This is a genomic window from Streptomyces sp. CB01635 (genome assembly GCF_002803065.1).
Lineage (GTDB): Bacteria > Actinomycetota > Actinomycetes > Streptomycetales > Streptomycetaceae > Streptomyces.
Map to the genome: position 1 here is coordinate 46726 of NZ_NNBL01000010.1, position 24500 is coordinate 71225.

Annotated in this window: 30 protein-coding genes and 1 pseudogene; 25 read left to right on the plus strand and 6 right to left on the minus strand. The window is 70.3% G+C overall.

Going from position 1 to position 24500, the window contains the following annotated elements; all coding sequences use genetic code 11:
• Window position 1 precedes the first annotated feature (1 nt).
• From CG723_RS24460 to CG723_RS24495, 9 genes are all read left to right on the plus strand, one after another.
• A complete protein-coding gene (locus tag CG723_RS24460; protein WP_100595617.1) occupies window positions 2-1294 on the plus strand; it encodes a hypothetical protein in 1293 nt (430 codons plus the stop codon).
• Window positions 1295-1420: 126 nt separating this feature from the next.
• On the plus strand, window positions 1421-2149 hold the full coding sequence (locus tag CG723_RS24465) for an LmeA family phospholipid-binding protein (protein ID WP_100595618.1): 729 nt from the start codon (window positions 1421-1423) through the stop codon (window positions 2147-2149).
• Between the two features lie 191 nt (window positions 2150-2340).
• Window positions 2341-2421: a putative leader peptide gene (locus tag CG723_RS49295; RefSeq protein WP_351257108.1), complete on the plus strand. Its 81-nt coding sequence runs from the start codon at window positions 2341-2343 to the stop codon at window positions 2419-2421.
• Window positions 2422-2567: 146 nt separating this feature from the next.
• On the plus strand, window positions 2568-3407 hold the full coding sequence (locus CG723_RS24470) for a sulfurtransferase (RefSeq protein ID WP_100595619.1): 840 nt from the start codon (window positions 2568-2570) through the stop codon (window positions 3405-3407).
• A gap of 49 nt (window positions 3408-3456) precedes the next feature.
• Window positions 3457-3744, plus strand: a complete 288-nt coding sequence (locus CG723_RS24475) for a DUF1416 domain-containing protein (RefSeq protein WP_100595620.1) — start codon at window positions 3457-3459, stop codon at window positions 3742-3744.
• Between the two features lie 230 nt (window positions 3745-3974).
• Complete coding sequence (locus tag CG723_RS24480; RefSeq protein WP_100595621.1) at window positions 3975-4358, plus strand: hypothetical protein; 384 nt, start codon at window positions 3975-3977, stop codon at window positions 4356-4358.
• A 15-nt stretch (window positions 4359-4373) separates the two neighbouring features.
• Window positions 4374-5945 carry a peptidoglycan-binding protein gene (locus CG723_RS24485; RefSeq protein WP_199841881.1) on the plus strand — a complete coding sequence of 524 codons (1572 nt, stop codon included), beginning with the start codon at window positions 4374-4376 and terminating at the stop codon, window positions 5943-5945.
• 13 nt (window positions 5946-5958) lie between these two features.
• On the plus strand, window positions 5959-6429 hold the full coding sequence (locus CG723_RS24490) for a protease inhibitor I42 family protein (protein ID WP_107489209.1): 471 nt from the start codon (window positions 5959-5961) through the stop codon (window positions 6427-6429).
• A gap of 65 nt (window positions 6430-6494) precedes the next feature.
• Window positions 6495-6905, plus strand: coding sequence for a hypothetical protein (locus CG723_RS24495; RefSeq protein ID WP_234374495.1), 411 nt, complete (start codon window positions 6495-6497; stop codon window positions 6903-6905).
• A gap of 147 nt (window positions 6906-7052) precedes the next feature.
• Here CG723_RS24495 and CG723_RS24500 read toward each other — a convergent pair whose 3' ends face one another.
• Window positions 7053-7319, minus strand: coding sequence for a DUF3099 domain-containing protein (locus CG723_RS24500; protein WP_100595623.1), 267 nt, complete (start codon window positions 7317-7319; stop codon window positions 7053-7055).
• Window positions 7320-7344: 25 nt separating this feature from the next.
• Window positions 7345-7707 (minus strand): DsrE family protein, encoded by a 363-nt coding sequence (locus tag CG723_RS24505; RefSeq protein ID WP_100595624.1) that lies wholly within the window; start codon window positions 7705-7707, stop codon window positions 7345-7347.
• A gap of 112 nt (window positions 7708-7819) precedes the next feature.
• Here CG723_RS24505 and CG723_RS24510 point away from each other — a divergent pair, with 112 nt between their 5' ends.
• From CG723_RS24510 to ygfZ, 6 genes are all read left to right on the plus strand, one after another.
• Window positions 7820-8593, plus strand: coding sequence for a hypothetical protein (locus CG723_RS24510; protein ID WP_234374496.1), 774 nt, complete (start codon window positions 7820-7822; stop codon window positions 8591-8593).
• The gene (locus CG723_RS24515) at window positions 8593-9486 is read left to right on the plus strand and encodes a hypothetical protein (RefSeq protein ID WP_100595625.1); all 894 of its coding nucleotides are present in this window, start codon (window positions 8593-8595) and stop codon (window positions 9484-9486) included. The genes CG723_RS24510 and CG723_RS24515 overlap by 1 nt, the downstream gene beginning before the upstream one ends.
• Entirely contained in the window at window positions 9483-10343 is an 861-nt protein-coding gene (locus CG723_RS24520; RefSeq protein ID WP_234374497.1) for a hypothetical protein, read from the plus strand. The genes CG723_RS24515 and CG723_RS24520 overlap by 4 nt, the downstream gene beginning before the upstream one ends.
• A 233-nt stretch (window positions 10344-10576) precedes the next feature.
• Window positions 10577-11149, plus strand: coding sequence for an FABP family protein (locus CG723_RS24530; protein ID WP_100595626.1), 573 nt, complete (start codon window positions 10577-10579; stop codon window positions 11147-11149).
• Window positions 11150-11230: 81 nt separating this feature from the next.
• Window positions 11231-11698: a Fur family transcriptional regulator gene (locus CG723_RS24535; RefSeq protein WP_100595627.1), complete on the plus strand. Its 468-nt coding sequence runs from the start codon at window positions 11231-11233 to the stop codon at window positions 11696-11698.
• Window positions 11699-11732: 34 nt separating this feature from the next.
• Window positions 11733-12698, plus strand: a complete 966-nt coding sequence (gene ygfZ / locus CG723_RS24540; protein WP_100595778.1) for a CAF17-like 4Fe-4S cluster assembly/insertion protein YgfZ — start codon at window positions 11733-11735, stop codon at window positions 12696-12698.
• 18 nt (window positions 12699-12716) lie between these two features.
• Here the strand turns inward: ygfZ and dtd are convergent, their stop codons facing one another.
• On the minus strand, window positions 12717-13142 hold the full coding sequence (gene dtd, locus CG723_RS24545; protein ID WP_100595628.1) for a D-aminoacyl-tRNA deacylase: 426 nt from the start codon (window positions 13140-13142) through the stop codon (window positions 12717-12719).
• Window positions 13143-13309: 167 nt separating this feature from the next.
• Here dtd and CG723_RS24550 point away from each other — a divergent pair, with 167 nt between their 5' ends.
• From CG723_RS24550 to CG723_RS24560, 3 genes are all read left to right on the plus strand, one after another.
• Window positions 13310-13930, plus strand: coding sequence for an RsiG family protein (locus tag CG723_RS24550; protein WP_234374498.1), 621 nt, complete (start codon window positions 13310-13312; stop codon window positions 13928-13930).
• Window positions 13931-14014: 84 nt separating this feature from the next.
• Window positions 14015-14977, plus strand: coding sequence for an asparaginase (locus CG723_RS24555; RefSeq protein WP_100595629.1), 963 nt, complete (start codon window positions 14015-14017; stop codon window positions 14975-14977).
• A 76-nt stretch (window positions 14978-15053) separates the two neighbouring features.
• Window positions 15054-16307, plus strand: a complete 1254-nt coding sequence (locus tag CG723_RS24560) for a GNAT family N-acetyltransferase (RefSeq protein WP_100595630.1) — start codon at window positions 15054-15056, stop codon at window positions 16305-16307.
• Between the two features lie 120 nt (window positions 16308-16427).
• Here CG723_RS24560 and CG723_RS24565 read toward each other — a convergent pair whose 3' ends face one another.
• Window positions 16428-16613: a hypothetical protein gene (locus tag CG723_RS24565; RefSeq protein ID WP_100595631.1), complete on the minus strand. Its 186-nt coding sequence runs from the start codon at window positions 16611-16613 to the stop codon at window positions 16428-16430.
• Between the two features lie 175 nt (window positions 16614-16788).
• Between CG723_RS24565 and CG723_RS24570 the strand changes: the two genes are divergently transcribed.
• Window positions 16789-17685, plus strand: a complete 897-nt coding sequence (locus CG723_RS24570) for a winged helix-turn-helix domain-containing protein (RefSeq protein WP_234374499.1) — start codon at window positions 16789-16791, stop codon at window positions 17683-17685.
• A 21-nt stretch (window positions 17686-17706) separates the two neighbouring features.
• Here the strand turns inward: CG723_RS24570 and CG723_RS24575 are convergent, their stop codons facing one another.
• Window positions 17707-17895 (minus strand): hypothetical protein, encoded by a 189-nt coding sequence (locus tag CG723_RS24575; RefSeq protein WP_100595633.1) that lies wholly within the window; start codon window positions 17893-17895, stop codon window positions 17707-17709.
• 126 nt (window positions 17896-18021) lie between these two features.
• Here CG723_RS24575 and CG723_RS24580 point away from each other — a divergent pair, with 126 nt between their 5' ends.
• Entirely contained in the window at window positions 18022-18906 is an 885-nt protein-coding gene (locus tag CG723_RS24580) for a GntR family transcriptional regulator (RefSeq protein ID WP_100595634.1), read from the plus strand.
• On the plus strand, window positions 18906-19646 hold the full coding sequence (locus tag CG723_RS24585) for an HAD family hydrolase (RefSeq protein ID WP_398378388.1): 741 nt from the start codon (window positions 18906-18908) through the stop codon (window positions 19644-19646). Before CG723_RS24580 ends, CG723_RS24585 begins: the two co-directional genes overlap by 1 nt.
• An 18-nt stretch (window positions 19647-19664) precedes the next feature.
• On the opposite strand, the gene CG723_RS24590 is transcribed toward CG723_RS24585, so the two are convergent.
• Complete coding sequence (locus CG723_RS24590; RefSeq protein ID WP_100595635.1) at window positions 19665-19847, minus strand: hypothetical protein; 183 nt, start codon at window positions 19845-19847, stop codon at window positions 19665-19667.
• Window positions 19848-20017: 170 nt separating this feature from the next.
• On the opposite strand from CG723_RS24590, the gene CG723_RS24595 reads away from it, so the two are divergent.
• The 4 genes and pseudogenes from CG723_RS24595 to CG723_RS24610 form a co-directional block, all read left to right on the plus strand.
• A complete protein-coding gene (locus tag CG723_RS24595; protein ID WP_100595636.1) occupies window positions 20018-20896 on the plus strand; it encodes a winged helix-turn-helix domain-containing protein in 879 nt (292 codons plus the stop codon).
• Window positions 20897-21192: 296 nt separating this feature from the next.
• Entirely contained in the window at window positions 21193-23268 is a 2076-nt protein-coding gene (locus CG723_RS24600; protein ID WP_100595637.1) for an aminoglycoside phosphotransferase family protein, read from the plus strand.
• A 370-nt stretch (window positions 23269-23638) separates the two neighbouring features.
• Window positions 23639-24271 (plus strand): TetR/AcrR family transcriptional regulator, encoded by a 633-nt coding sequence (locus tag CG723_RS24605; RefSeq protein ID WP_100595638.1) that lies wholly within the window; start codon window positions 23639-23641, stop codon window positions 24269-24271.
• 10 nt (window positions 24272-24281) lie between these two features.
• Window positions 24282-24491, plus strand: a pseudogene (locus tag CG723_RS24610) (AAA family ATPase); the annotation flags it as partial.
• Window positions 24492-24500 lie beyond the last annotated feature (9 nt).

A 24500-nucleotide genomic window follows, 5' to 3' on the forward strand; every position in this document is an offset into this window, starting at 1 on the left:
GATGAGTAACGAGCCGTACGAAGACGAGTACGGGCAGCAGCAGCCGCCCCAGCAGACCCAGCACTGGCAGGGCCAGACCTGGGACACCCAGGCCCAGTCGACGTATCCGCCGCCCCAGGGATCCGAGCCCGGCCAGGCCGCATACGGGCAGGCCGAGTACGGCCAGGCCGCGTACGGGCAGGGTCCGGTGAGCCAGACCGGCGGTGAGCAGCACGCCTACGGCGACCAGCAGGCGTACGGCGGTGAGCAGCGCGCTTACGGCGACCAGCAGGCGTACGGCGGTGAGCAGCACGCCTACGGCGGTGACCAGCAGTCCTACGGTTACGGGCAGGTGCCGTACGGGCAGGGGCCCGCGGTTCAGACGCCCGGTGGCCAGACTCCGCCGCCCGCGCATGCCGCGTACGGCCAGGCGCCCCAAGGCCCCGGCGCCGATCAGCAGACGCAGGTCTTCGGGACGGTGGCGGCGGCCCAGCCGCTGCCCGTGGCCGAGCCGGAGGCCGCCGGTTACGGGCCCGCCACCGTCACCGGCAACGCGCGCGTCACCGACGCGCAGCGCGCCCGTGCCGAGGGGCGGTCGCCGATCATAGAGCCGGGGATGCAGCCCGCCGCGCTGACCGCGCTGCTCGGGCTGCTGCTCGCGGGCGGCGCCGCGGTGGGCCAGTACGCGCTGCTCGTGCCGCTCGTGCTGCTCCAGGCCGTCACGGCCGCCGGCTGGTTCCGGCTCAACGGCATGTGGCCCGCCCGGCAGGGCATCGCGCTCGCCTTCGCGGGCGGCCTCGCCGCCGACGCCGCGCTGCTCGTCACCGGCCGGGAGCACGCGCCCGCCGCGATCCTCGGCACCCTCGGCGTGTGGGTCCTGCTCACCCTCGTCCTCCAGCTCCGCAGCCACGCGGCCCCGGACGAGCGCATGTACGGCCTGATGGCGACGGTCGCCTCCGCGGCGCTCGCCATCGTCGCGACCGGACACCTCGCGGCCGACCCGGACGCCGTGACCGTCGGCGCCGTGGCCGTCGCCGTCGCCGTCCTCGCGCGGGCGCTCCCGCTGCCGACGCCCGCCTCCGTGGCCGTCGCGCTGCTCGCCGCCGCGGGCGCCGGCATCGCCGCCGGCGGCTTGACGGACATGGGATCCAAGGGCGCGCTCCTCGGCCTCGGCGCCGGTGTCTGCGCGCTGATCGGCCACCGCGTCGCGAGTTACGACTATCCGTCCCGCTTCGTGCACATGACGGCGGGCGTGGCCCTGCCGCTGGCCGCCGCGGCCCCGGCCGTCTATCTGCTCGGGCGGGTCGTGGGCTGAGCGTCCGGCGGGCATACGGCCTGTCACAGCTGATCGACAAGAATCGGGCCGGGCCCCCTTCGTGGGGGTCCGGCCCGTACTCTCGCGATCAGGAACTGTCGTCCAGGTGGGGGGAAACACCGGGCCATGCGTGCTCTGCGGATACTTCTGATCGTCGTCGTGATCCTGGGCGGCCTGTTCGTCATCGCCGACCGGGTCGCGGTGAACTACGCGGAGGGCGAGGCGGCCGACCGCGTGCGTACCAGCGAGGGCCTGGCCAGTACGCCCGACGTGTCCATCAACGGCTTCCCGTTCCTGACCCAGGCCGCGGGCGGCACCCTGGACGACGTGGAGATCGGCATCAAGGACTACGACGCGAAAAGCGGCGGCGAGTCGATCCGGATCGCCGATCTGAACGCCGAGATGCACGGCGTTCGGTTCAACAGCAGCTTCAGCTCCGCCACCGCCGACTCGGCCACCGGCACCGCCCGCATCTCCTACGCCGAGCTGCTCAAGGCCGTCAAGAAGCAGGACGCCGCCCAGGTCGCCCCGGGCGTGACGGCCCGGATCGAGGGCCTCTCCTACGGCGGCGGCGACAAGGTCAAGGTCAAGGTCACCGTGCACACGCCGGTGGGCACCCTGCACCCCACCGTCCTCAGCTCGGTCAAGGTCACCGACGGCAAGGTCTCGGCGCGTGCCGACAGCCTGCCCAAGGCCGGCGCGCTCGACCTGGCCGAGGGCCGGATCCGCGCCGTCACCGACTTCCAGCAGGCGATCGACGACCTGCCGGCCGGGATCGAGCTGGACCGGGTCGAGGCGGTCAAGGACGGCGTCGAGATCTCGGTGAAGGGTTCGAAACTCGACCTCGTCGGGTAGTCACCCGGAAACGGCGCGTCCGCACTGCGAGACGACGCCGTCCGCACAGCAGTGATCGGCGGAGCCGCAGCGCCGCCGGGGACCGAGGTGAGCGGCTCCGGGGCCGCACTTATCTCGTATCGTGGACGATCGCGTCTCAGGATGCGACACGCCGGTGACACGGCCGCCCGTGCGTACCTACGATCGGTGGCATGAAGCGACAGGCGGATCTCACGAAGCGGCGGGCAGTAGACCTGTGCCGCGTCGCCGCCATGCTCTGTCGCACCGCCTGAGCGGGACGGCAACTCCCGCTTCCCCAGGCCCCTTTGAGGCCTCCCCTCGCGCGCGCCGAATGCCGTCCCTGTCCGCATGCAGGGACCGTGCCCGCGCCGCACCCGCACTCCCGCACCCCGCCGCAACTGCCCCGGAGGAGAAAAACATGAGCCGCAGCGACGTCCTGGTAGACGCCGACTGGGTCGAGGCGAACCTCGACAACCCGAAGGTCGTCATCGTCGAGGTCGACGAGGACGCTTCGGCGTACGACAAGAACCACATCAAGAACGCCATCAAGGTCGACTGGCAGCAGGACCTCCAGGACCCGGTCCGCCGCGACTTCATCGACCAGGCCGGCTTCGAGAAGCTTCTGTCCGCGCGCGGCGTCGCCAACGACGACACGGTCGTCCTCTACGGCGGCAACAACAACTGGTTCGCGTCCTACGCCTACTGGTACTTCAAGCTCTACGGCCACGACAGCGTCAAGCTGCTCGACGGCGGCCGCAAGAAGTGGGAGCTCGACTCGCGCGACCTCGTCGCCGAGATCGTCCAGCGCCCCGCCACGGAGTACAAGGCCAAGGCCCAGGACACCTCGATCCGCGCCTTCCGTGACGACGTCGTCGCCGCGATCGGCAGCCTGAACCTCGTCGACGTGCGCTCGCCCGACGAGTTCTCCGGCAAGCTCCTCGCCCCGGCGCACCTCCCGCAGGAGCAGTCGCAGCGTCCGGGCCACGTCCCGTCCGCGCGCAACATCCCGTGGTCGAAGAACGCCAACGACGACGGCACGTTCAAGTCGGACGACGAGCTCAAGGCCCTCTACGAGGACGAGCAGGTCGACCTGGCCAAGGACACCATCGCGTACTGCCGCATCGGTGAGCGCTCGGCCCTGACGTGGTTCGTCCTGCACGAGCTGCTCGGCCAGGCCAACGTCAAGAACTACGACGGCTCGTGGACCGAGTACGGCTCGCTCGTCGGCGTGCCGATCGAACTCGGCGCCAACAAGTAACCCCGCGCGACCCCCCTGACAGACCTGACCGACCTTTTTGGAGAAGCACATGTGTGGAGCGAAGGCCGGCGGCCCCGACGCCTCGACGATCAAGCCCGGTGAGACCACCATCCAGGGCCAGGTGACCCGCGACGGCGAGCCCGTCACCGGTTACGTGCGTCTGCTGGACTCGACCGGCGAGTTCACGGCCGAGGTCCCCACCTCGGCGACGGGACAGTTCCGTTTCTACGCGGCCGAGGGCACCTGGACGCTGCGCGCCCTGGTCCCCGGCGGCTCGGCGGACCGTACGGTCGTCGCCCAGACCGGTGGTCTCTCCGAGGTCGCCATCGCCGTCTGACGCGGCTCGCCGTGTGACGGCGGCGCAGATACGGCCGAGGGGCCGCACCTCCGGGGGTTGGACGCCTACGGAATCGGGGTGCGGTCCCTCGGCTTTGTGCGGAGCCCGTGCTGACGGGCGTGTACATGGCGCTGTTCTGCTAATTTTCTTGACAGGCTGTGACCTGACTCAACTTCCCTGATCCGGAAGGCGAGTCGAGGTCGTGGACTCAAGAAATCGGGGGAAGAGCCATGGCCTCTCCGGAGGGCTACCAGGTCGGGCACAAGGGCATGTCGGGCCAGGCCGGCGAACTCGACGGCGCGGCCCGCGACGTCGGCAAGATCGGCAAGGCGATCGCCGGCACGATGTGCTACTCGCAGGACGCGCTCGGCGGCTCCGACACCGCTCCCGCGTTCAACACGTTCGCGGCCGCCTGGGAGGCCGAGACCAAGGTCCTCGAAGCGGCCCTGCACGAACTCGCCGACAAGGTCCGCCTGTCCAGCCGCGCCTACTCCGGCTCCGACATCGGCGTACGCAACGGAGCGAAGTCCGTGTCCGTGGGCTCCGCGGCAGGGGAGCGCGTCAGCACGATGCCGACGTACGCCGAGCGCCCGTCCGCGCTGTCCGGCTACTGACGGGGGCCTGCGACCGTGACGGAATCCACGAACGACCGCAGGCAGAAGCTCAACGGCCTGCGCGACAGGATCTCTTCGGCCGGCAGCAAGAACGACCTGATCGACGCGATCGACGACGCCCTCGGCGTCTCGGGGCCGGTGGGCGAGCCGAAGGTGATCGAAGCGCTGGGCAAGCGCTACACCGGCCAGACCGACGAGGCCGACGCCGTGAGCGACCGGATCGACAAGATCGCCCGCAAGGGCCTGCCGCAGGTCTGGGTCGGCGACACGAGCGTCCTCGCCTCCGACGTGGTGGGCGCCGCCTCCCGCGACGCCCAGCAGATGATCGAGGCGTTCCAGGGCGGCGGCAAGGCCCTGATCGCGCTGTCCGACGCGCTGGAGACGGCGCAGACCCTGGACGGCACCGGCCGCGGCAAGCTGCGCGACGCCCGCGGCATGCTCGGCGGCAAGGACGGCTGGTTCGACGACTGGCACGAGGACGACGACGAGGAAGCCCTCCGTCTGAAGGCCCGCTCCCTGGCCTCGCACGGCGTCGACGACCTGCACAAGGCGGCCGCCGACGCCGATGACGCCGCCCGCGTCGCGGCCCGCGACCTCAACAAGTTCGCCGCCGAGGCCCGCGCCGGCCAGATGGGCACCGACGAACTGACCGCCGCCGACCGGCTCGCCCTCGCCGACACCGCCAACCCGGGCGGCGACCCCGAGCTGAACGAGATCCTCAGCGCCAACGACCTCGAACGCTCCGGCCGCGCCATGGAGAACATGTCGCCCGCCGAACGGGCCCGTATGGAAAGGCTGTTGGCGAACGCGTCGAGCCCGCAGGAGAAGGCGTACCTCATGAAGGCCCTCGCCTCGGGCCACGACGTCGGCGAGGTCGAGAAGTTCGGCGGGAAGATCCACGGCAAGGACGCGGCGTGGCTCTCGGAGCACCTGACGCCGGTCACCACGAATTCCGTCGCCTCCGGCAAGGAACAGCAGGATTTCCGTGGCGAGCTCTGGGACCAGGACGACGAGACCTGCGTCCCGTCCTCGACGGTCACGGCCCGCGCCCTCGTCGACCCGGTGTACGCGCTCGAACTCACCGGCGGCCCCGACGGTACCGACGACGACCCCGACCACTTCCGCAAGCGCCTGCACGACGAGCAGTTCCGGATGAACGAGGAGGGCGACGGCGAGATGGACGGCTGGTGGTGGGACCGGCACCCGGCCGGCATGGACGGCGACGGGCAGGAGGAGATCTCCAACAAGGAGCTCGGCCCGCACACCGGCGACAAGTACGACCAGAAGGAGATGGACGGCGCCGACGACCGGCGCGGCGTCCTGCCCGACATCGAGAAATCCGTCGCCGACGGCAAGCCCGTGCCCATCAACATCACACGAGTCGACGAGCACGGCGACCGCCACGGCCACAGCCTGATGATCATCGGGCAGGAGGACGGCAAGCTGCAGGTCTACAACCCGTGGGGCACCACGTCCTGGATCAGCGAGGACGATTTCATCAACGGTGATCTCCAGGCCGTCGCCGACGACCGTTACTCCAAGGCCCACCAGGGCGACGTCAACCGCGTCTACATCCAGCAGGACTGAACTCATCGTGCGAATGCGAAACTTTGTGCGTACCGCGGCCGCTTCGGCCGCCGCCCTCGTCACCCTTTCCGGCTGCGGCGGCTCCGCCGGACCCGCCGCGATCGGGCCGGGCGAGCGGAGCGTCTCCGTCGACAAGGGCGACACGTTCACGCTCGAGGTCCCGGCCAGCCCCGCCCTCGGCCAGAACTGGTACCTGGCGAGCCCGCGCCCCGACCAGGGCGTCGTCACGTACCAGGGCAGGCGCGAGGAGGAGGACGGGGGCGACGAAGACCTCATCGGCAGTGGCGACGGCGCGCAGTTCTTCGACTTCAAGGCACGCGCGGCCGGGACGACGACGGTGAAACTGCTGTTCTGCCCGCACGGCCTGTGCGGGAGCGCCGCGGAGGTCAGCGCGAGCCCGGTCCCGACGGCCACGACCACGGAGGGCCCGACGAAGTCGGACGACGAGGTCGCCTACTACGTCTACACGATCACGGTCCGCTGACCTGCACGGGAACGGAACGACGAACGGAACGACGAACGGAACGACGAACGGAACGACGGAACGGAATGACCATGGTCCACGACGGCGCACCGCGCACCGACGACGAGGTGCTCGCCGCCACCGACGTCCCGACGCTGCTGCGCCACGGCCTGGCCCGTGACACCTTCCGCACCGCGCTCTTCGGCGACGGCGCGATCGCCGCCGCCGTCACCCTCGACCGGCTCGGCGTGCTGCCGCGCTCGGTGACGTACGTGGCGGAGATCGTCCGGGCCGGCGGCCTCGCGTACGCGGCCGCGCTGCCCGAGCCGCTGCCGTCACGTGAGGCGTCCGCGTGCCTGCGGGACTGGTTGGGGACGGCGGCGCAGGCGGCAGAGGCGCCGGGTGACGAGACGCGGGCGGCGCGGTGGCTGGAGACGGTCGCGGAGATCGTCGCGATGCGCCGCGCCGGCCGGGGCGAGGTGTCTCGGGGTTCCTAGGGGCCTGAGGGTCTCCCCTGCTCGAGCGCAGCCGAGAGCTTGGGGGAGCGTGCGTCGCAAGGCGGAGGAGGGAGTCGGCGACTGACGACAACGCCGCTCGGTGCGGCACCGGACCCCGCGAGCCCGGCGTGGCCCGAACGAGAGGCCCTAGCGGTCTTCGGGCCGCTTCTTGCCGTCCAGCTCGTCCCACCACTCGTCGGACTTCGCGTCCCCGGAGGGGTCGTCCCACCAGCGGTCGTCGGGGCCGCGGCGGTTGGCGACGATCGCGGCGACGGGCGGAATCACCATCGCCACGATGCACATCGCCACGGCGGCGGGCACGGACCAGAGGCGCACGACGGCCCAGGCCAGGACGAACAGGCCGATGCAGAAGCCCATCATGGCGAAGTACAGATGACGACGCCGCGAGTACATGCTTCAAGCGTAGGTCCGCGCCGCGTCAATAGACGAGCGCCTGCGTCCCGTCCGTCATCGCCTCCTGCACGAAGACCTGCGCGCCGGCGATCCGGACGCCCTCGATGACGTCCTTCTCCGTGATCTCGCGGCGGGCCGCGCACTGCGTGCACAGCGTGATCCGCCCGGCCGCCAGGATCGACTCGATCAGGTCGGGCAGCGGTGCGGCGTGCGGCAGCTCGAACTCGGCGGCGCGGCCCGGCAGCGCGAACCACGACGACTCGCCGGTCAGCCAGAGCGAGACCTCCACCCCGCTGGCCACGGCCACCGCCGCCACCGTGAAGGCCTGCGAGCAGCGTTCGGGGGCATCGGCCCCCGCGGTCACCTTGATCACGAGCTTGTTCGCCATGGCTGAATCGTAATCAGGGCCGGCACAACCACGGGCGTGGCCTGTGGGTCTCTTGTGCGCGCGGATACGGAATCTGCGCTTCACGTTCCATTCGAGTTCTGTGGGGGGACCGTTGGAAGACATAGAAGTAAGCGAAAGGGACGAGCGCGACGACGTCGGCGAGAGCCCGGCCCGCAGGCCGCGCCGCCGCGGCCGCACCGCCCTGCTGATCGCCTGCGCCGCGGCGCTGGGCGTCGTCGCGGGCACGTGCGTCGGCTATGTCGTACAGGCCGGGCGTGCCCCGGACCCGCTGCCGCCGCTGTCCCAGCCGGTCGTGCCGCAGTCGAAGGGCAAGGCCCCCGAGCCGCTGTCCGCCGCGCGGGACCGCAAGGTCCGCACGGACGGCGATCTGCGCAAACTGCTGGTCAAGAGGCCCAAGGGGGCCACGGACCTGCCAAATGCGCCCACGTCGGACCGCTGGCAGAGCGTCCTGGAGATGGCGGAGATGTACACGAAGCCCGACACCGTCTTCACCCACCTGGTTGAGGCGGATTTCCGGCGTGCGGCGCTGGACAGGTGGCGGGAGGACGGAACGATGGTCAGCGTCCGCCTGAGGCAGTACCGCGACGAAGCGACCGTGGCGTCCGCCGAGGACGCCCTGAACGAGCAGGGCTGGGCCGAGGGTCGTCACCCGTCCACGGTCGGCCGCGCCATTCCCGGTTCGGGCACGGGCCAGGTCTATGTCCACGCGCAGCCCGAGCGGGAAGCCGGCTACATGCCGCTGTACACCGCCGAGGCGTACGCGTCCCGGGGCGACATCCTCATGGAGGTCTCGTTGGTGGGCCCCCGCCCGATCAGCAAGAAGCGGGCCATGCAGGTGGCCCGACAGCAGTGGGAGCGCCTGTGATGAGCGACGCTGACACCACGCCCGGGGCCGCGCCGGCCGACGGGGCAATCTCTCCCGGGGCCGTGCCGGCCGACGGGGCAATCTCTCCCGGGGCCGTGCCGGCCGACGGGACAACCCTTCCCGAGGCCGTCACGCCCGGCACCCGCCCACCCGGAGACCGGCGCCGTCGCCTCCTCACGCGCGTCGCCGTGCCCGTGCTGCTGCTCGGTGTGGTCGCCGGTGGTGTCGGCTACACCGTGGTCCGGGTCGAGGGCGCCGACCGGGACGCCGGGGCCGCCCGCTACAAGTTCCCGGATACGCCCCGCGACAGGCCGGCGCGGGACAAGGGGCGTACGGGCCTGAAGGCCTCCCTGCTCCCGATGCCCGAGGGATACCGGGCCGGGCCCGACATCGCCGGGTTCGGCGCCGACACCGAGCTCAGCGGCCGGCAGGCGGCCGCCCTGCGCAAGCAGTCCCTGCGTCCGCTGCCGCTCAAGGAGCGGCGCCGGCTGGAGGGGGAGTTCGACCGGCAGGAGATCAAGGGCATGGCGATGCGCAGCTACGCGTCGGGTAACCGGGCCGACGGCGGCATCGTCGTCACCATCTCGCTGTCGCGGATGGGCAACCGGCAGGCCGCCCGGCAGATCTCCCGGTTCCAGTCGCGCTTCGCCGAGGCGATGACGGTGTTCCGCAAGGGCCCGAAGATCAAGGGTCACAAGGACGCCGGCTGCTTCCTGCCGCCCGCGGACAAAGAGGAGAAGCTCGACATCATGGTCTGCTCCGGATACAGCGGGGACGTGCTGGTGAGCTTCACCGCGTACGGGACGAAGGACGGCCTCGTCTCCTCCGGCGAACCCGCCGAGCTGATGCGTGAACAGCTCGACGCCGTCGAGTCGCCCGGGGAGGCGGTGTGAGCGCCGAGACGATGCCGACCGACGCATCCCTGCCCCTGCCCCTGCCCGTGCCCTCGGCTGAGCCCGCACCCGCACCCGCCGCCCCCGAGCAGGCGCCCAAGGACCGCCGCGTCCTGCGCGCCGTGTTGCGCTGGACCTCCGCGGTCGTCGTCTTCGGCGCGCTCGCCGGGGCGGCCGCGTACGGCGTCACCGAGCAGCAGCGCACCCGCCTGCCGGGCCTCGCCACGGCCTCGGACGGGCGCTGGACCTACCCGGAGCTGGTGCGGCCCCCGCTGCCCGAGGGCAGCCCGGCCCCCTTCGCCGAGGCCAACACCGCGCAGGCGCACTACGCCGACCCGCGCGCCCTCGTACTGAAGGCCCCCGAGGGTGCCCGGCCCGACCCGGGCGTCAAGACCGACGACGGCTGGGTGCCCAAGTCCGTCCTGCTCGCGCAGTTCATGAGGGAGGAGCGCGAGGAGCTGGGCCAGGACCTGACCGACGCCGGCCTGCGGCACATCGCCGGGCGTGGCTGGATCATGCCGGACGGGACCACGAGCCGCGTGTTCCTGCTCCACTTCGGCACCGGAGCGGCCGCCCAGGAGTTCTCCGACGGGCTGGTCGGCAGCTTCACCCCCGTCCGGCAACTGGCGGGGACCGCCGACGCGGCCCTCGACGAGTCGTACCCGGACGACGCGCACGTCAAGAACGTCACGGAGTACGTCTACGACGAGGCACGACCGCGCGGCGCCGAGCATGTGCGCAGCGCCTATCTGGTCGCGGGCGACACGGTCGGCCTGGTCGTCCAGTCCCGTAAGGGCACCGCCCCCGCCGTCCCCTTCCGGCAGGCGGTCGTCCTGCAGAGCCAGCTCCTGAGCTGACCGCCCGCACCCCGCTTGGGTGACCTCATCGAGAGAGCCGGGCCCCACCCGACTAAAGTGGGGCCCGGCTCTGTACCGACCACCGCTCACCGAGGAGCACCCCGTGCTTGAGGCCTTCTTCTCCGCTCTCCTTGTCCTGGTCTGCGTCGGCGTTCTCGCGTTCGCCGGGCTGACCGTGAAGAAGCTGTACCAGGGCCAGCGCTGACCCCCACCAGAGAGACGCTTCGCAGACCATGATCGAGATCCCGTCCGACCTGCACCCCGACCTCGTCCCCCTGGTGTTCCTCCTCGGCAACTGGGCGGGCGCGGGTGTCACCGACTTCCCCGGCGCCGAGAAGGCGAACTTCGGGCAGGAGGTCTCCTTCACCCATGACGGGCGGGACTTCCTCGAGTACCACTCGCACACCTGGATCCTCGACTCCGAGGGCAACAAGGTGAAGCCCCTGGAGACCGAGTCCGGGTTCTGGCGGATCGACAAGGACCGCAAGGTCGACGTCGTCATGGTCCGCGACGACGGCGTCGTCGAGATCTGGTACGGCGAGCTGGCCGACCAGAAGCCGCAGATCGACCTGGTCACGGACGCCGTCGCGCGCACCGCGACCGCGGCACCGCACACCGGCGGCAAGCGGCTCTACGGCTATGTGAAGAGCGACCTGATGTGGGTCGGCGAGAAGCAGACCCCGGAGGTCGAGCTGCGCCCCTACATGTCGGCCCAGCTGAAGAAGGTCGTCTCCCCGGACGACGTGGCCGAGATGGCCCGCAACCTGCCGGACCTGCCCGACGACGGCATCGCCTTCTTCAAGTAGTCCGGCGGCCCAATGGTCCAGTAGTCCCGAAGTCCAGCAGTCCAGAAGTCGTTCCCGGCAAGTAGACCTACACTCGGCGGTGTGGTGAGCACCGACTGGAAGAGCGACCTGCGGCAGCGCGGCTACCGGCTGACGCCTCAGCGTCAGCTGGTCCTCGAGGCCGTCGACACCCTCGAGCACGCGACCCCCGACGACATCCTCTGCGAAGTGCGCAAGACGGCGTCGGGGATCAACATCTCGACCGTCTACCGCACCCTCGAGCTGCTCGAGGAGCTGGACCTCGTCAGCCATGCCCACCTCGGGCACGGCGCGCCGACGTACCACCTCGCGGACCGGCACCACCACATGCACCTGGTGTGCCGGGACTGTACGAACGTGATCGAGGCCGACGTCGAGGTCGCCGCCGAGTTCACCGCGAAGCTGCGCGACACCTTCGGGTTCGACACCGACCTCAAGCACTTCGCGATCTTCGGCCGCTGCGCCGACTGCTCCAAGCGGGACGGCACGGAGATCAAGGGCGGCGACGAATCCGCCGCCCCGCAGGAATAAGCGCGTCCGTGTGCTCGTCGTAGTGTCTGTGAACATGAAGAGCCCCCTCCTGTCCCTGCCCGGCGCCGTTCCCGCCGAGGGCGTGGACGAAGGCGTCGCCGCGCACTACGGCGACCTGTTCCGCGAGCAGCGCACTCTCGCCGACGGCAACGGCCTCGTCGACCTCTCCCACCGCGGCGTCATCACCGTCACCGGCGACGACCGGCTCGCGTGGCTGCACCTGCTCCTCACGCAGCACGTCAGCGACCTCCCGGCCGGCCAGGCCACCGAGGCGCTCGTCCTCTCCGCGCACGGCCACATCGAGCACGCCCTGTACATCGTCGACGACGGCACCACCACGTGGGCGCACGTCGAGCCCGGCTCCCAGGAGGCGCTGATCGCGTACCTGGAGTCGATGAAGTTCTTCTACCGGGTCGAAGTCGCCGACCGCACCGAGGAGTTCGCGGTCGTCCAGCTGCCGGCCGGTTCGATCGCGCCGGTCCCGGACGGCGTCGCGGTGCGCGAGACGGCGTACGGCCGCGACGTGTTCCTGCCGCGCGCCGACCTGGAGGCGTACGCGGAGCGGAACGGGCCCGCGATCGGGCTCCTCGCCCACGAGGCGCTGCGCGTGGAGAACCACCGGCCGCGCCTCGGCTTCGAGACCGACCACCGCACCATCCCGCACGAGCTCGGCTGGATCGGCACCGCCGTCCACCTCCAGAAGGGCTGCTACCGCGGCCAGGAGACCGTCGCCCGCGTGCAGAACCTCGGGAAGCCCCCGCGCCGCCTCGTCTTCCTGCACCTGGACGGCAGCGATGTGCACCTGCCCCCGCACGGCGCCCCGGTCCGCCTCGCGTCCGACGGCCCCGAGGGCCGCAAGCTGGGCTTCGTGACGACGTCCGTACGCCACCATGAACTCGGCCCGATCGCGCTCGCCCTGGTGAAGCGGAACGTGCCGGTGGACGCGGACCTCATCGTGGACACGACCGCGGCCGCGCAGGAAGTCGTCGTCGAGCCCTGACACCCCTCAGGGGTCGGGCTACATCTCCAGAAGCACCGTGAACGGGCCGTCGTTCGTCAGGGACACCCGCATCTGCGCCCCGAACCGGCCCGTCGCCACGGTCGCCCCAAGGGCCCGCAGCTGCGCCACGACCTCGTCGACCAGCGGCTCGGCCACCGGTCCGGGCGCCGCCGCGTTCCAGGTGGGGCGGCGGCCCTTACGGGCATCCCCGTAGAGCGTGAACTGGCTGATCACCAGGAGCGGCGCGTCGATGTCGCTGCACGACTTCTCGTCGGCGAGCATCCGTACGGACCAGAGTTTGCGAGCCAGTTGGGCCGCCTTCTCCCTGGTGTCCTCGTGGGTGACCCCCACGAGGACACACAGCCCCTCGCCCTTGATCTCGCCCACGACTTCGTCTTCTACGACGACGCTCGCGCCGTCCACTCTCTGCACCACTGCACGCATACGCACCATCATGCCGTGCGCCCGAACCGCCCATCCGGGGCGGATTAGGGGCACTCGTGCACAGAGCGGCCACTCGGAGTGGCACGATGCTCGGAGCCGGGGTTCGAAGACCGGCTCCCACGCGCGGTGCACCGCGTCGGTCCGGTCGAGGGGACGGTAGGGACGCAATGAGCCACACATCGAGCATCGGGCAGCCTCCAGAGGCCCCCATTTCGTTGACGCACGCCAGTCGCATCACCGGTACGAACCGCCTCAGCACGGCGCGCCCTCCGAAGCAGCGGGTCGCCGGTCCCGACCTTCCGGAGCCACCCGGGCACGACCTGTCCGCGCTCCGGCTTCCCGAGCTGCGCACACTGCGCCGCGACGCCCAGCAGGACGAGGCCGACCTGAGCTACGTACGACGGCTGCTCCAGGGCCGTATCGACATCCTGCGGGCCGAGGTCGCCCGCCGCAGGGACCCCGAGGCGCCGGTCGTGGACCGGCTCTCCGAGATCCTCACCGACAAGGCCGCCGGGCACCGCTCCTCCGCCCGCCACGTCACCCTCGGCACGCCCCGCAGCGAGGAGTACCGGGGCCTGGCCGCCGAGATGCTCGCCGAGGTCGAGCTGTCGGACCTGGACGCCCGAACGGACGATGAGCTGCACACGGCGATGGGCCGCCTCGTGCGCTACGAGCAGCAGGTCTCGCGCCGCCGTCACCTGCTCCAGTCGACGGCCGACGATTGCAGCGCCGAGATCGCCCGCAGGTACCGTGAAGGCGAAGCACAAGTAGACGACCTGCTCGCGTGACGCAGCCGCACCGGTGACCCCGGTGGCCCGCTGCGGGGCGGGTCTGTCCATGGCCCGCCATGGACCCGCCCCGGAAGGCCACCGATGTCCCCCTCCTCCGCCGCCGCCATACCCCCGGTCCTCGCCGAGGTCGTCCGTTCCGGCTTCGTCGAGGGCCATCACCGAGGCAGCCTGGTCGTGCTCGCCGCGGACGGGACCGTGGAGCTCGCCCTGGGGGACGTGACCGCTCCCGTCTTCCCCCGCTCGTCGAACAAGCCGATGCAGGCGGCGGGCGTGCTGCGCGCGGGCCTCGACCTGTCGGGCGAGCGGCTCGCGCTCGCCGCCGCAAGCCACTCCGGTGAGACCTTCCACCGCGATCTCGTCCAGAAGATGCTGTCCGAGCACGAGCTGACCCCGGCCGAGCTCCAGTGCCCGCCCGACCTGCCGCTCGACCCGGTCGAGACCGAGACGTACCTGGCGGCGGGCGCCGTACGGGACCGGGTCACGATGAACTGCTCCGGCAAGCACGCGGCGATGCTGGCCGTCTGCGACGTGAACGGCTGGCCCAAGGACTCCTACCTGGACCCGGAGCACCCGCTCCAGAAGCTCATCCACGAGGTCGTGGAGGAGGCCGCGGGCGAGCCCGTCGCCGCGGTCGGTACGGACGGCTGCGGGGCGCCCCTGATGGCCATCAGCCTCACCGGCCTCGCCCGCGCCTTCCGGCACTTCGTGCTCGCCCCCGAGGGCTCGGCGGAGCGCCGGGTCGCCGACGCGATGCGCGCGCACCCCGAGTACGTCGCCGGTACGCGCCGCCCCGACACGTGGCTGATGCGCGAGGTGCCGGGCACCCTGTCGAAGATGGGCGCCGAGGCGGTCCAGGCCGTGGCGCTCCCGGACGGGCGGGCGCTCGCCTTCAAGATCGACGACGGCTCGACGCGGGCCCTCGGCCCGGTCCTGGCCCGCGCGCTGCGGATGTTGGGCGTGGACGGCGAGGTCGTGGCCCGCATCGGCGCGGCGCCGCTGCACGGCGGCGGGGGCGTCGTGGGGGAGATCCGGGCGGTCTTCTAGGCCCTGCCGCCCCCCGGGGCGGGGCCACGCGGTAAACGGGTGGCCTCACCCCGGGGACCCCGCTTAGCGTGACGGGATGACCCGCGACGACATCGACGTACGGCCGATCACCGATGACGAGTTTGCCGACTGGTCCCGGGCGCTGAACACCGGCTTCCTGCGGAGTACCCCCGACTCACGGGAAACCCTCGACAAGCGCAGGGAACAGGCGCGCGGCTCCCGGATCCTGGGCGCGTTCGACGGCGGGCGCTGCGTCGCCACCTTCCGCTCGTTCCCGCAGGAGCTCACCGTGCCGGGCGGCGCGGCCGTCCCCGCCGACGCGATCTCGAACGTCACGGTCAGCGCGACCCACCGTCGGCGCGGCCTGCTGAGCCGGATGATGGCGGCCGACCTGGCCGACGCGAAGACCCGCGGCGACGTCGTCGCGACGCTCATCGCCGCCGAGTACCCGATCTACGGCCGGTTCGGCTTCGGGCCCGCCACGTCGCTCGCCGAGTGGGCGGTGGACGTGCCGCGCGCCGGTCTGGACCCGCGCCGGCCGGTGCCGGACGACGGGGGCCGTATCGATCTCGTCGACGGCGAGGACGTCCGCAAGACGGGCCCGGAGCTGCACGAGCGGCTGCGCGCGAGCCGGCCGGGAGTCGTGGACCGCGACGGGTTCTGGTGGCGCCGCAACACCGGACTCCTCGAAACCCCCGAAGAGCCCTGGAAGGAGCCCTTCTACGCGGTCTACCGCGCGCCGAACGGCGAGGCCGAGGGCCTGATCGTCTACTCCGTCGACGACAACTGGGGCGACACCAAGCAGCCGCACAACACGGCGACCGTGCGCGACCTGATCGCCGTCACCCCGGCCGCCGAGCGCGCGCTGTGGCACTACGTCTGCTCGGTCGACTGGATCGCGACCGTCCGCACGGGCTACCGGCCCCCGGACGACCTGCTGCCGCACCTGCTGCCCGACCCGCGCGCGGCCCGCGTCGTCACGCACGCGGACTGGCTGTGGGTGCGGATCCTGGACGTCGTAAGGGCGCTTGAGGCGCGTACGTACGCGGGGACGGGATCGCTGGTCCTCGAGGTCGGCGACGCGGCCGGCCTCTCCGGGGGCCGCTACCGGCTGGACGCGGAGCCCGGGGGTGCGGTGTGCGCACCGACCTCGGAGGAACCCGAACTCACGCTGGACGTGAGCGAGTTGGGGACGCTGTGGCTGGGCGACGAGTCCGCGGTGCGGCTCGCCGCGCTCGGCCGCGTCAGGGAGGAGAGGGCGGGCGCCGCCGCCATTGCCGACGCCCTGCTGCGTACGTCCAGGCGCCCGTGGTGCCCGGACGTCTTCTGAGGCGCATGTGCTGAGACGCGTCTTCTGAGGCGCATTTACTGAGGCGTGCTGTGGTGCTCCGGCGCGCTGTGACGCCGTGGCGTGACCGGGCTCCCGGCTCCCCTCCGGAAGGGAGCCCGGTCAGCCGCTCTGGGCCAGCAGCATCACGAGGATCACGGCCCCGATGCCGCTGATGAGGTTGTTCTTGGCCTTGAGGCCGATGGAGAGCGCGACGAACGCGATGATGCCCATCGGCCCGTACTTCCACTGGATCAGCTGCTCGAACCCGATGGCGAGGGCTGCTACGGCGATGGCGATGAACGGCATGTCTGGTCCCCCTTCAGTTCGGGAGTGATGACCAACCGGGCCAACCCTTGAGGATGTCTGACCATGTGGCTCAAGTTGGCAACCAACTCCACTGAACTTATCTCCACCTAACGCCGACTCATAACCACCTCTCCTTCAACTCCCCAAAGATGGCGGGAAGTTGTAGGGTTCTTCTGTGGGTTCGGAACCTGCCGCGGTCAATGGCCACCAGGAGCCGCCGGCGACGTATCGCCAGGTGGCTGACGAGCTGCGCGCCCGGATCAGGGCGGGCCGGCTGCGGCCGGGTGAACGTCTTCCGACCCAGGCCCGCCTCGCCGACGAGTTCGGCGTGGAGCGCGCCGCCGTGCGCCAGGCCCTGCGCGTCCTGCGCTCGGAACACCTGCTCGCCGATGTGTCCAAGGGAGCCCCGGCCACCGTCGCGCAGCACACGGGCCCCGTCTTCACCGGCCCGGGAGCGCCGCCCCAGCCCACGATGGTGGGGCTCGGCCCGCGGGTCACCGCCGCGTTCGGCGCCCGGCACGTCCAGATCGACGCCCTCTGTCTGACTGCGGTCTCGCTGACGCTCGCGATGGGTGAGCCGCTCCGTCAGATCCACGCCGGCCGTTCGAATCCGGCCAAGGTCGACGTCCGCGTCCTGCTGCCGAGCCGCGACATCGACCTCGCGTTCCCGACGCGGGTGGGCACGGCGGACGCCCGGCTCCAAAGGAACTGGCTGGCGCAGCGCAACGCGCAGGGGCAGGTCCTGCGCCACAACCTCCTCGCCCTGCGCTCCACGCACGGGATCGACGTCCACGTCACGTTCAGGGCACTGCCGTTCACGCCACCGATCAAGCTCTATCTGCTCAACGGCGGCGAGGCGCTGTTCGCGTACTACACACTGACGAGGCGGGACGAGCAGATCGACCAGGAGTACCTGGAGACGTACGGGGTGCAGGGCACGCGGTCGATGCTCTTCCCGTTCGAACAGGGGCAGGGGCAGGGGCTGCGGGAGACGACGTTCGTCGAGCAGTCCCATCTGTGGTTCGACAGCCTCTGGAACACGATCAGTTCGGACCTGACGCTCACGCCGTGAGGGCGTGGGGACCCGCCTGTGTCAGAGCGCGGGTCCGGCGATCATCAGAGCCAGGAGTACGGCTCCGATGGAGCTGCAGGTGGGGCTCTTCGTCTTGACGCCGATCGTGAGGAGCAGCAGGCCGGCGATGCCGACGGGACCGTAGCGCCACTGGACCAGCTGCTCGAAAGTGATCACGAACACCGCGGAGAAGAAGGTGAGGACGGGCATGGTGGTTCCTCCTTCGGCCATCTTGCTCCAAGTTGGTAACCAACTACGATGAAGTTGTCCCCACTTGGTCAAGGTGAATAAACAACTTCTCAACAACTCCCGCCAAGTGATGGTTAGTTGTAGCGTTTGGTTGTGACCCAGGAGAGCGTTGCAGTGAACGGCAGCAGAAGGTCCTCACCACAGGAGATCGCCGACGTCCTGCGGGAGCGCATCAAGGCGGGTGAGCTGCGCGCGGGCGAGCGGCTGCCGACGCAGGCGGAGCTGGCCGAGGAGTTCGGCGTGGAGCGCGGCGCCGTACGGCAGGCCCTGCGCTCCCTCCAGGAGGACGGCCTGCTCAGCAACGTGAGCAAGGGCAGCCCGCCGAGGATCGCCGAGCAGGCCCCGGCCCGCGACGAACCCCAGCGCACGATGGTCGGCCTGGCGCCGCGCCTGTCCGAGGCGTTCGCGTCGCCGCAGGTGCGGATCGACGCCGTCTGCCTCACCGCGGAGACCCTGATGCTGGCGCTCGGCGAGCCGCTGCGCTTCATCCACGAGGGCCGTATACGCCCCGACTCGGTCGACGTGCGCATCCTGCTGCCGGGCAGGGACATCAATCTCGCCTTCCCCGTATCGGTCGAGGACGCCGGAGGCGGGGAGGGTGATGTCGTGCACCAGCGCTGGCTCGACCAGCGCAACGCGCAGGGCCAGGTCCTGCGCCACAATCTGCGCTCGCTGCGGTCTTCGCACGGCATCGACGTACGGGTCACGTTCCGCGCGCTGCCCTTCACTCCGCCGGTCAAGCTCTACCTGCTCAACGGGAATGAGGCGCTCCTCTCGTACTACCTGGTCACGCGGCGCGAGGAGGAGATCGAGAGCGGCACGCTCGACATGTACGACACGCTCGGCACGGAGTCGCTGCTGTTCTCGTTCGAGAAGCGGGCCGGGCAGCGGGATACGGCGTTCGTGGAGGAATCGCAGAAGTGGTTCGACGCCCTCTGGGAAACCATCACCACGGACCTGACACTCTCCTAGTGACTTCTGATGCAACGAAGCAGACTGTTCCGGTGGCTGAAGCGACGGAATCACTGCGGGAACTGATCAAAAGGGCGCGCTTCGTGCTCTTCGACTTCGACGGGCCGATCTGCCGGCTCTTCGCGGGGCACTCGGCGGAGCGGGTGGCCGTCGAACAGGTGCGGTGGCTCGAGGAGCGCGGGCTGCACGGTCTGCTCACCGAGGAGGAGCGCGCGGAACCGGACCCGCACGCCGTCCTGCGCGCCGTCGACCGCCGGCGCCCCGGCAGCGACCTGGTCGTCGAGCTGGAGGAGCGCCTCACTCAGCAGGAGCTCACGGCGGTGGCCTCGGCGTGGCCCACGCAGTTCGCCGACCCGCTGATCAGGACGTGGTTCGCGGTGGGCGCCCACCTGGCCGTCACGACGAACAACTCCCCGGCGGTGGCGTCCCGCTACCTGGCCACGCGCGGCCTCACCAGCTGCTTCGCCCCGCACATCTACGGCCGAACCCAGGACCTCCACCTTCTGAAGCCCCACCCGCACTGCGTACAACGCGCCCTCGGCGCCCTGGGCGCGACCCCCGAAACGTCCCTGATGATCGGCGACACCCCCTCGGACTTCGAAGCGGCCACAGCGGCGGGCATCGCGTTCCTGGGCTACGCCCGAACCGACCGCAAGGCAAAGGTCCTGAGGGAGGCGGGAGCGGAGGTGGTGGTGTCCTCCCTGGAGCCGGTGCTCGGGGTGTTGCGGGGGCGGGGCTGACGCGTCGCGTCCGCTGGTTCACGCCTGCATGGTCAGGAGCACAAGCAGCACGGCGCCGACCGTGAGCCACCGCTCGCTGCGCATGCGGATGCCCGTGGTGAGCAGTATCAGCGCGAAGAGCCCGAAGGCCCCGTAGCGCCATTGGACGAGCTGCTCGAACCCGAGGACCACCAGGGTCGACAGCAGCTGGATGATGACCATGTTCCCACCCCTTGGCGTATGCCTTCAGCGATCAACTACCTGTCCAATTGGACTGGTTGACTTGAATTGGATTTCCCCGAGCGGTCTGATCCAGTAACCGCCGACTCGGTTTGGGCTTCAACTTGACTGATTCCGGCGTGTAGTTGGGCTGAAAGAGGTACGGTCGCTCCATGGCCGGTGAACGCAGGCGTGACGGCGGTGGCAGGGAGGCCTGGCGCGTCGCCGAAACGTTGCGTGCGCGTATGGCCGACGGGAGTTACCCGCTCAACGGTCTGCTTCCCCCGCAGCGAGAGCTTGCGGATTCGTTCGGGGTCTCCAGGGACACCGTGCAGCGGGCGCTGAGGGAACTCGCGAGCGAGGGCTGGATCGAATCACGCCAGGGCAGCGGATCCCGCGTCATCAAGACCCAGCGAATCCAGTCGTACACGGCCAAGGCGTCGCACGAGGGCCGGGTCTCCCTCGGCCCACTGATCAGCGAGGCGTTCGAGCGGCCGAATGTCACGCTGGATGTCTACACCCTGACGTCCGAGTCGCTCGACACCCATATCAGGCTCCAGGCGGAGCGGATCCGGACCGGGGAGATCGCCCCGCAGCGGATCGGACTGCGCATGCTGCTGCCCTCCGAGTCCCTTGAGCTGCCCTATCCGCGCGCACTGGACCGGTCGGACGACCCGAGGCTGCGCGACCGGCTCCACGGCATCACGCGCCGGCACACCGCTTCACTCCGCCGGGAGCTGCGCCAGCTGCGCGCGGAGGGCCTTGTCCCGGCCGCCGACATCGAGATACGTCATGTGGCGCTCACGCCGGCCTTCAAGCTCTACCTGCTCAACGGAACCGAAGCGTTGCACGGGCCGTATGAAGTCATTGAGCGGCCCATAGTGCTGGAGACGGGTGAGGAGATCGCGGCGCTCGACGTCCTCGGGCTCGGGGCGACGCTCACCCACTACGTGAAGGACGACGACGAGAACTCGCGAGGCTCCGTCTTCGTGGACGCCTGGCAGGCGTGGTTCGACTCGGTGTGGAGCCGCCTCGCCGAGCCGGGCGGCTGACCTGTTCCTTCTTCGAACGCGTGACACCGGAGAGTGGCGTTTACGGCATTGAGACCCGGGACTGTCCTGCTCGACTCGTGGGTCGCCATCGGGGCCATTAAGGTGTGCATCACTTTCCGGCCCGTTGCGCGAGTATTCAGGAGAGGCCCGTGGGCGCATCTCACGCCCCGAGTTCTTGTCAGCGAGGAAGTTCCGACGAGGACATCTGGGATCGCTTCAGGCGGCAGGCGGCGCTGGAGGGCGAATCGCTCAGTAGCCACCACCACCGGAACTACGTAATTCCCCTGGCCAAACCGATGGCGCGGCGCCTGGGGCAGGCCCCGGGAACCCGGGTGACGGTGCGGGTGCGCAAGACCGAGGCGCTTCCCGTGGTGATCAGGACGTGGCCGGACGAGAAGGGCATCCTCGACGCCATCGGCGGTGTGCTGCCGAATGTTCCACAGTGTCTGTTCAAGCGTGCTGACCTGGCTATTCACAGTTACGTGGAGGGTGTGCCGCTCTCCAGCGTCTGCCCGAACGGCAAGCCGGTCGACTCCCATCTGATTTCCGCTCTGGCGGGACTGCTCGCCGACATGACGCGTGTGTCCGGCCGTGGCCTGCCTCCGCTCCCGGATTTCTGGCCTCGCAGGGGTCGCGACAGCGGGGCTTTCCTGAGGGCGCTGGCTCGAGCGGCAGAGGAACAGATCCGGAAGCCCAATTGGACTGCTTTTGGTGGACTGTTCGCGGCGCTCGGTATCGCTGAGGACGCGTTGACCAGGTTCGCCGAACGGGTTCCCACCCTGATGCGGAGGCCCTTCAGCTTGCTCCACGGAGACCTGCACCGGGACAACGTCATCGTGTCGTACCACGGCGACCCGCCCCTCATCTGCGTCGACTGGGAGCTGGCCTCGTACGGCGATCCGCTGCACGACCTGGCCACGCACCTGGTGCGCATGGACTATCCCGAGGAACAGTGGGCCGAGGTCACGGGTGGATGGCGCGAGGCGATGCAGTGCGCCCGCTCCGAGGCGACGGTCGGACTCGGTTCGGACCTGCGGCACTACATCGACTTCGAGCACGCGCAGTCCGTGTATCCCGATGTCATGAGGGCCGTCACCTCCTTGGGCGATTCCTTCAGCCAGCGGGACCTCGACGTCGCGGCCCAGTCGGTGCACAGGGCGCTGCGGCGGGCGGAAAAGCCACTGCGGCTCACGAGAGTGCCCGACGTGGCCAAGATCGAGCCGATCCTCTTCCGCTGGCGTGAGGCACAGAACGGCCGGTACAAGGGGAAGCCGACGATCTCGGGGATCTCCTGGACGCGGGACCAGCGAGTGCCGGAGCACCCGGAGTTTCCCGAGCACGCGGTTGTCCAGGCACTGCTGGCCGAAGGCGGAGCGACCGCCGACCAGGTCTTCAAGGGAACGGCCCACCTCAGCACAGTGGTGCGTGTTCCTGCGGTCGGCTTCCCCGTGATGGTCCGTCGGAAGGCGGGTTCGGTGAGCCACACGGAACGCCGATTCCTCGACGAGCACGCGGTCCTGCGGGCGATCGAGCAGTCACGGGGCGCCGTCCGCGCTCCCCGTGTGCTGGCCCTGGGGGTCAGCAATCTCGAGGACCAGTTCTCCATTCACTCCTACGAGGGCCCTTCCCGAGGGCTCCGCCCGCCGGAGCATCCCGTGGACGGGCTCCTGCCGCATGAGGCCGACGACCTCGTGGACCAACTGTGTGCCTTGACGCAGGTCGACACCAGCGTGTTGGACGCTCCCATGGGGAGCCAGAGTTTCTATGCCTGGCTGGGCCATGAACTGGTCCGGCTCGTCGACGGACTGCCCAAGGAGTCCAGGCAGTTGGCCAACAAGCTGGGACTTCCAGGCGCCCGCTGGCTGGAGTGGGGTCTGGGGCGTCACGTGGTGTCACCGCGGGGACGTGCGCTGCTGCACGGTGATCTCAACCCGTGGAACCTCGTACGGCGGGAGGACGGTGGGCTGACCCTCATCGACTGGGAGATGGCGATGGTCGGGGACCCGCTCTACGACCTCGTCCGGCACATGCACCTGACGCCGACGAAATCGGAGATCCGCCAGCGCATGTTCGCGCGCTGGACGAGGCAGCTGCCCGAACGATTCACCAACGGGTGGCGCGCCGATCGGCATGTGTACCGGTCCATCGAGATCGTCCGCTCGGCCTATGTGGACCTGGACCGGCTCGTCACCGGCGCGGGACTCGACGCCCCCAACGTGCTGCGAGCCGTGGGCACATACGCGACCACGCTGCACAAGGCCCTGGCATGGCTGGGAATGCCCCCGGGTCGGACGAACCCCTATCTTGCCCGGGCGTTGCCGAGTGGGGACCATGGGCATCCGGAGACTGCTGGAGTCCCCACCGGAGTGTGAACGCCCCGTGGATGCCCTGGCCTTGAGGAGGGCTCGTATGCCCGACCGGGGCGACGCTCTGCAACGAGCTCTGCCACCGCCTTGAGGAGTTCCTGGACGATCCCGGTCCGACGAAGCGCGTCTCGATCAGGGTGATGGTGCCCAGCCGATGACCGTGCCCTCACGGGTGGGCGTGAACCGGGAACCGGTCGACGACCCGGAGTTCCGTCGGCGTATCGAGCTCAAGTGCAGTGCCAGGAGTACGACCGGATCCTGTTTCGTGCCTCTCGGTCCGGCTCAACGATCTGGAGTCTGGGAGCTGAGCCCTCCTGGCGGCCCGGGGCCGCCACCTGAAGCCGAGCGGCGGTGGTCGGCCCGTACGCTTCCCCCCATGAGTGGCGAGACCGGTGGTATGGGCCTCCGCGAGCGGAAGAAGCGGCGGATGTATCAGGCGATCTCCGAGGCGGCCATCGGGCTGTTTCTGGAGAAGGGGTTCGACAAGGTGTCCGTCGCCGAGGTCGCGGCCGCCGTCGAGATCTCCAAGCCGACCCTGTTCCGGTACTTCCCCACCAAGGAGGACCTGGTCCTCCACCGGTTCGCCGATCACGAGGACGAGGCCGCGCGCGTCGTCGCCGGGCGGGGCGAGGGCGTGACCCCGCTCGCCGCGCTGCGGGCGCACTTTCTCGACGGGCTCGAGCGGCGCGACCCGGTGACCGGACTGAACGACCACCCCGCGGTGCTCGCCTTTCACCGGCTGCTCTACGGCACCCCGTCGCTGGTCGCGCGGGCGTACGGGTATCAGGAGCGGTCGGAGAAGATCCTGGCGGGCGCGCTCGGCGAGGGGGTCGGGGCGGCGCTCGGGGCCGGGCAGATCTTTGCCGTGCAGCGGGTTCTCGCCATGGAGAACTGGCGGCGGATCGCCGCGGGGGAGAGCGCCGACGCGGTGTGGCCGGATGCGGTGGAGGCTGCTGAGCTGGGGTTTCGGCAGTTGGAGCGGGGGCTTGGCGCAGGGGGTGGCGCATAGTGCTCGACGGCCGGATGATCCGCGTGCTCGCGTGACCGTCCTCGGGGCCTTTGTCGCCAAGGGCCTCGAGTACGACCATGTCGTCGCCGTCGAGCCGGCCGCCGTCGCCGAGGCCGAGCGCCGCGGCCTGCACCGGCTGTACGTCGTCCTGACCGGCGCAGCCTCCCGCCTCGACGTCGTGCACAGCCGGCCACTGCCGTTCGGGCCGGACGCGGTCTGAGCCGCCCGC

Coding starts and splice junctions, on each gene's coding strand:
- CG723_RS24460 (WP_100595617.1), top strand. CDS start 2: ATGAGTAACGAGCCGTACGAAGACGAGTACGGGCAGCAGCAGCCGCCC.
- CG723_RS24465 (WP_100595618.1), top strand. CDS start 1,421: ATGCGTGCTCTGCGGATACTTCTGATCGTCGTCGTGATCCTGGGCGGC.
- CG723_RS49295 (WP_351257108.1), top strand. CDS start 2,341: ATGAAGCGACAGGCGGATCTCACGAAGCGGCGGGCAGTAGACCTGTGC.
- CG723_RS24470 (WP_100595619.1), top strand. CDS start 2,568: ATGAGCCGCAGCGACGTCCTGGTAGACGCCGACTGGGTCGAGGCGAAC.
- CG723_RS24475 (WP_100595620.1), top strand. CDS start 3,457: ATGTGTGGAGCGAAGGCCGGCGGCCCCGACGCCTCGACGATCAAGCCC.
- CG723_RS24480 (WP_100595621.1), top strand. CDS start 3,975: ATGGCCTCTCCGGAGGGCTACCAGGTCGGGCACAAGGGCATGTCGGGC.
- CG723_RS24490 (WP_107489209.1), top strand. CDS start 5,959: ATGCGAAACTTTGTGCGTACCGCGGCCGCTTCGGCCGCCGCCCTCGTC.
- CG723_RS24495 (WP_234374495.1), top strand. CDS start 6,495: ATGACCATGGTCCACGACGGCGCACCGCGCACCGACGACGAGGTGCTC.
- CG723_RS24500 (WP_100595623.1), bottom strand. CDS start 7,319: ATGTACTCGCGGCGTCGTCATCTGTACTTCGCCATGATGGGCTTCTGC.
- CG723_RS24505 (WP_100595624.1), bottom strand. CDS start 7,707: ATGGCGAACAAGCTCGTGATCAAGGTGACCGCGGGGGCCGATGCCCCC.
- CG723_RS24515 (WP_100595625.1), top strand. CDS start 8,593: ATGAGCGACGCTGACACCACGCCCGGGGCCGCGCCGGCCGACGGGGCA.
- CG723_RS24530 (WP_100595626.1), top strand. CDS start 10,577: ATGATCGAGATCCCGTCCGACCTGCACCCCGACCTCGTCCCCCTGGTG.
- ygfZ (WP_100595778.1), top strand. CDS start 11,733: ATGAAGAGCCCCCTCCTGTCCCTGCCCGGCGCCGTTCCCGCCGAGGGC.
- dtd (WP_100595628.1), bottom strand. CDS start 13,142: ATGCGTGCAGTGGTGCAGAGAGTGGACGGCGCGAGCGTCGTCGTAGAA.
- CG723_RS24550 (WP_234374498.1), top strand. CDS start 13,310: ATGAGCCACACATCGAGCATCGGGCAGCCTCCAGAGGCCCCCATTTCG.
- CG723_RS24555 (WP_100595629.1), top strand. CDS start 14,015: ATGTCCCCCTCCTCCGCCGCCGCCATACCCCCGGTCCTCGCCGAGGTC.
- CG723_RS24560 (WP_100595630.1), top strand. CDS start 15,054: ATGACCCGCGACGACATCGACGTACGGCCGATCACCGATGACGAGTTT.
- CG723_RS24565 (WP_100595631.1), bottom strand. CDS start 16,613: ATGCCGTTCATCGCCATCGCCGTAGCAGCCCTCGCCATCGGGTTCGAG.
- CG723_RS24575 (WP_100595633.1), bottom strand. CDS start 17,895: ATGCCCGTCCTCACCTTCTTCTCCGCGGTGTTCGTGATCACTTTCGAG.
- CG723_RS24590 (WP_100595635.1), bottom strand. CDS start 19,847: ATGGTCATCATCCAGCTGCTGTCGACCCTGGTGGTCCTCGGGTTCGAG.
- CG723_RS24595 (WP_100595636.1), top strand. CDS start 20,018: ATGGCCGGTGAACGCAGGCGTGACGGCGGTGGCAGGGAGGCCTGGCGC.
- CG723_RS24600 (WP_100595637.1), top strand. CDS start 21,193: ATGGCGCGGCGCCTGGGGCAGGCCCCGGGAACCCGGGTGACGGTGCGG.
- CG723_RS24605 (WP_100595638.1), top strand. CDS start 23,639: ATGAGTGGCGAGACCGGTGGTATGGGCCTCCGCGAGCGGAAGAAGCGG.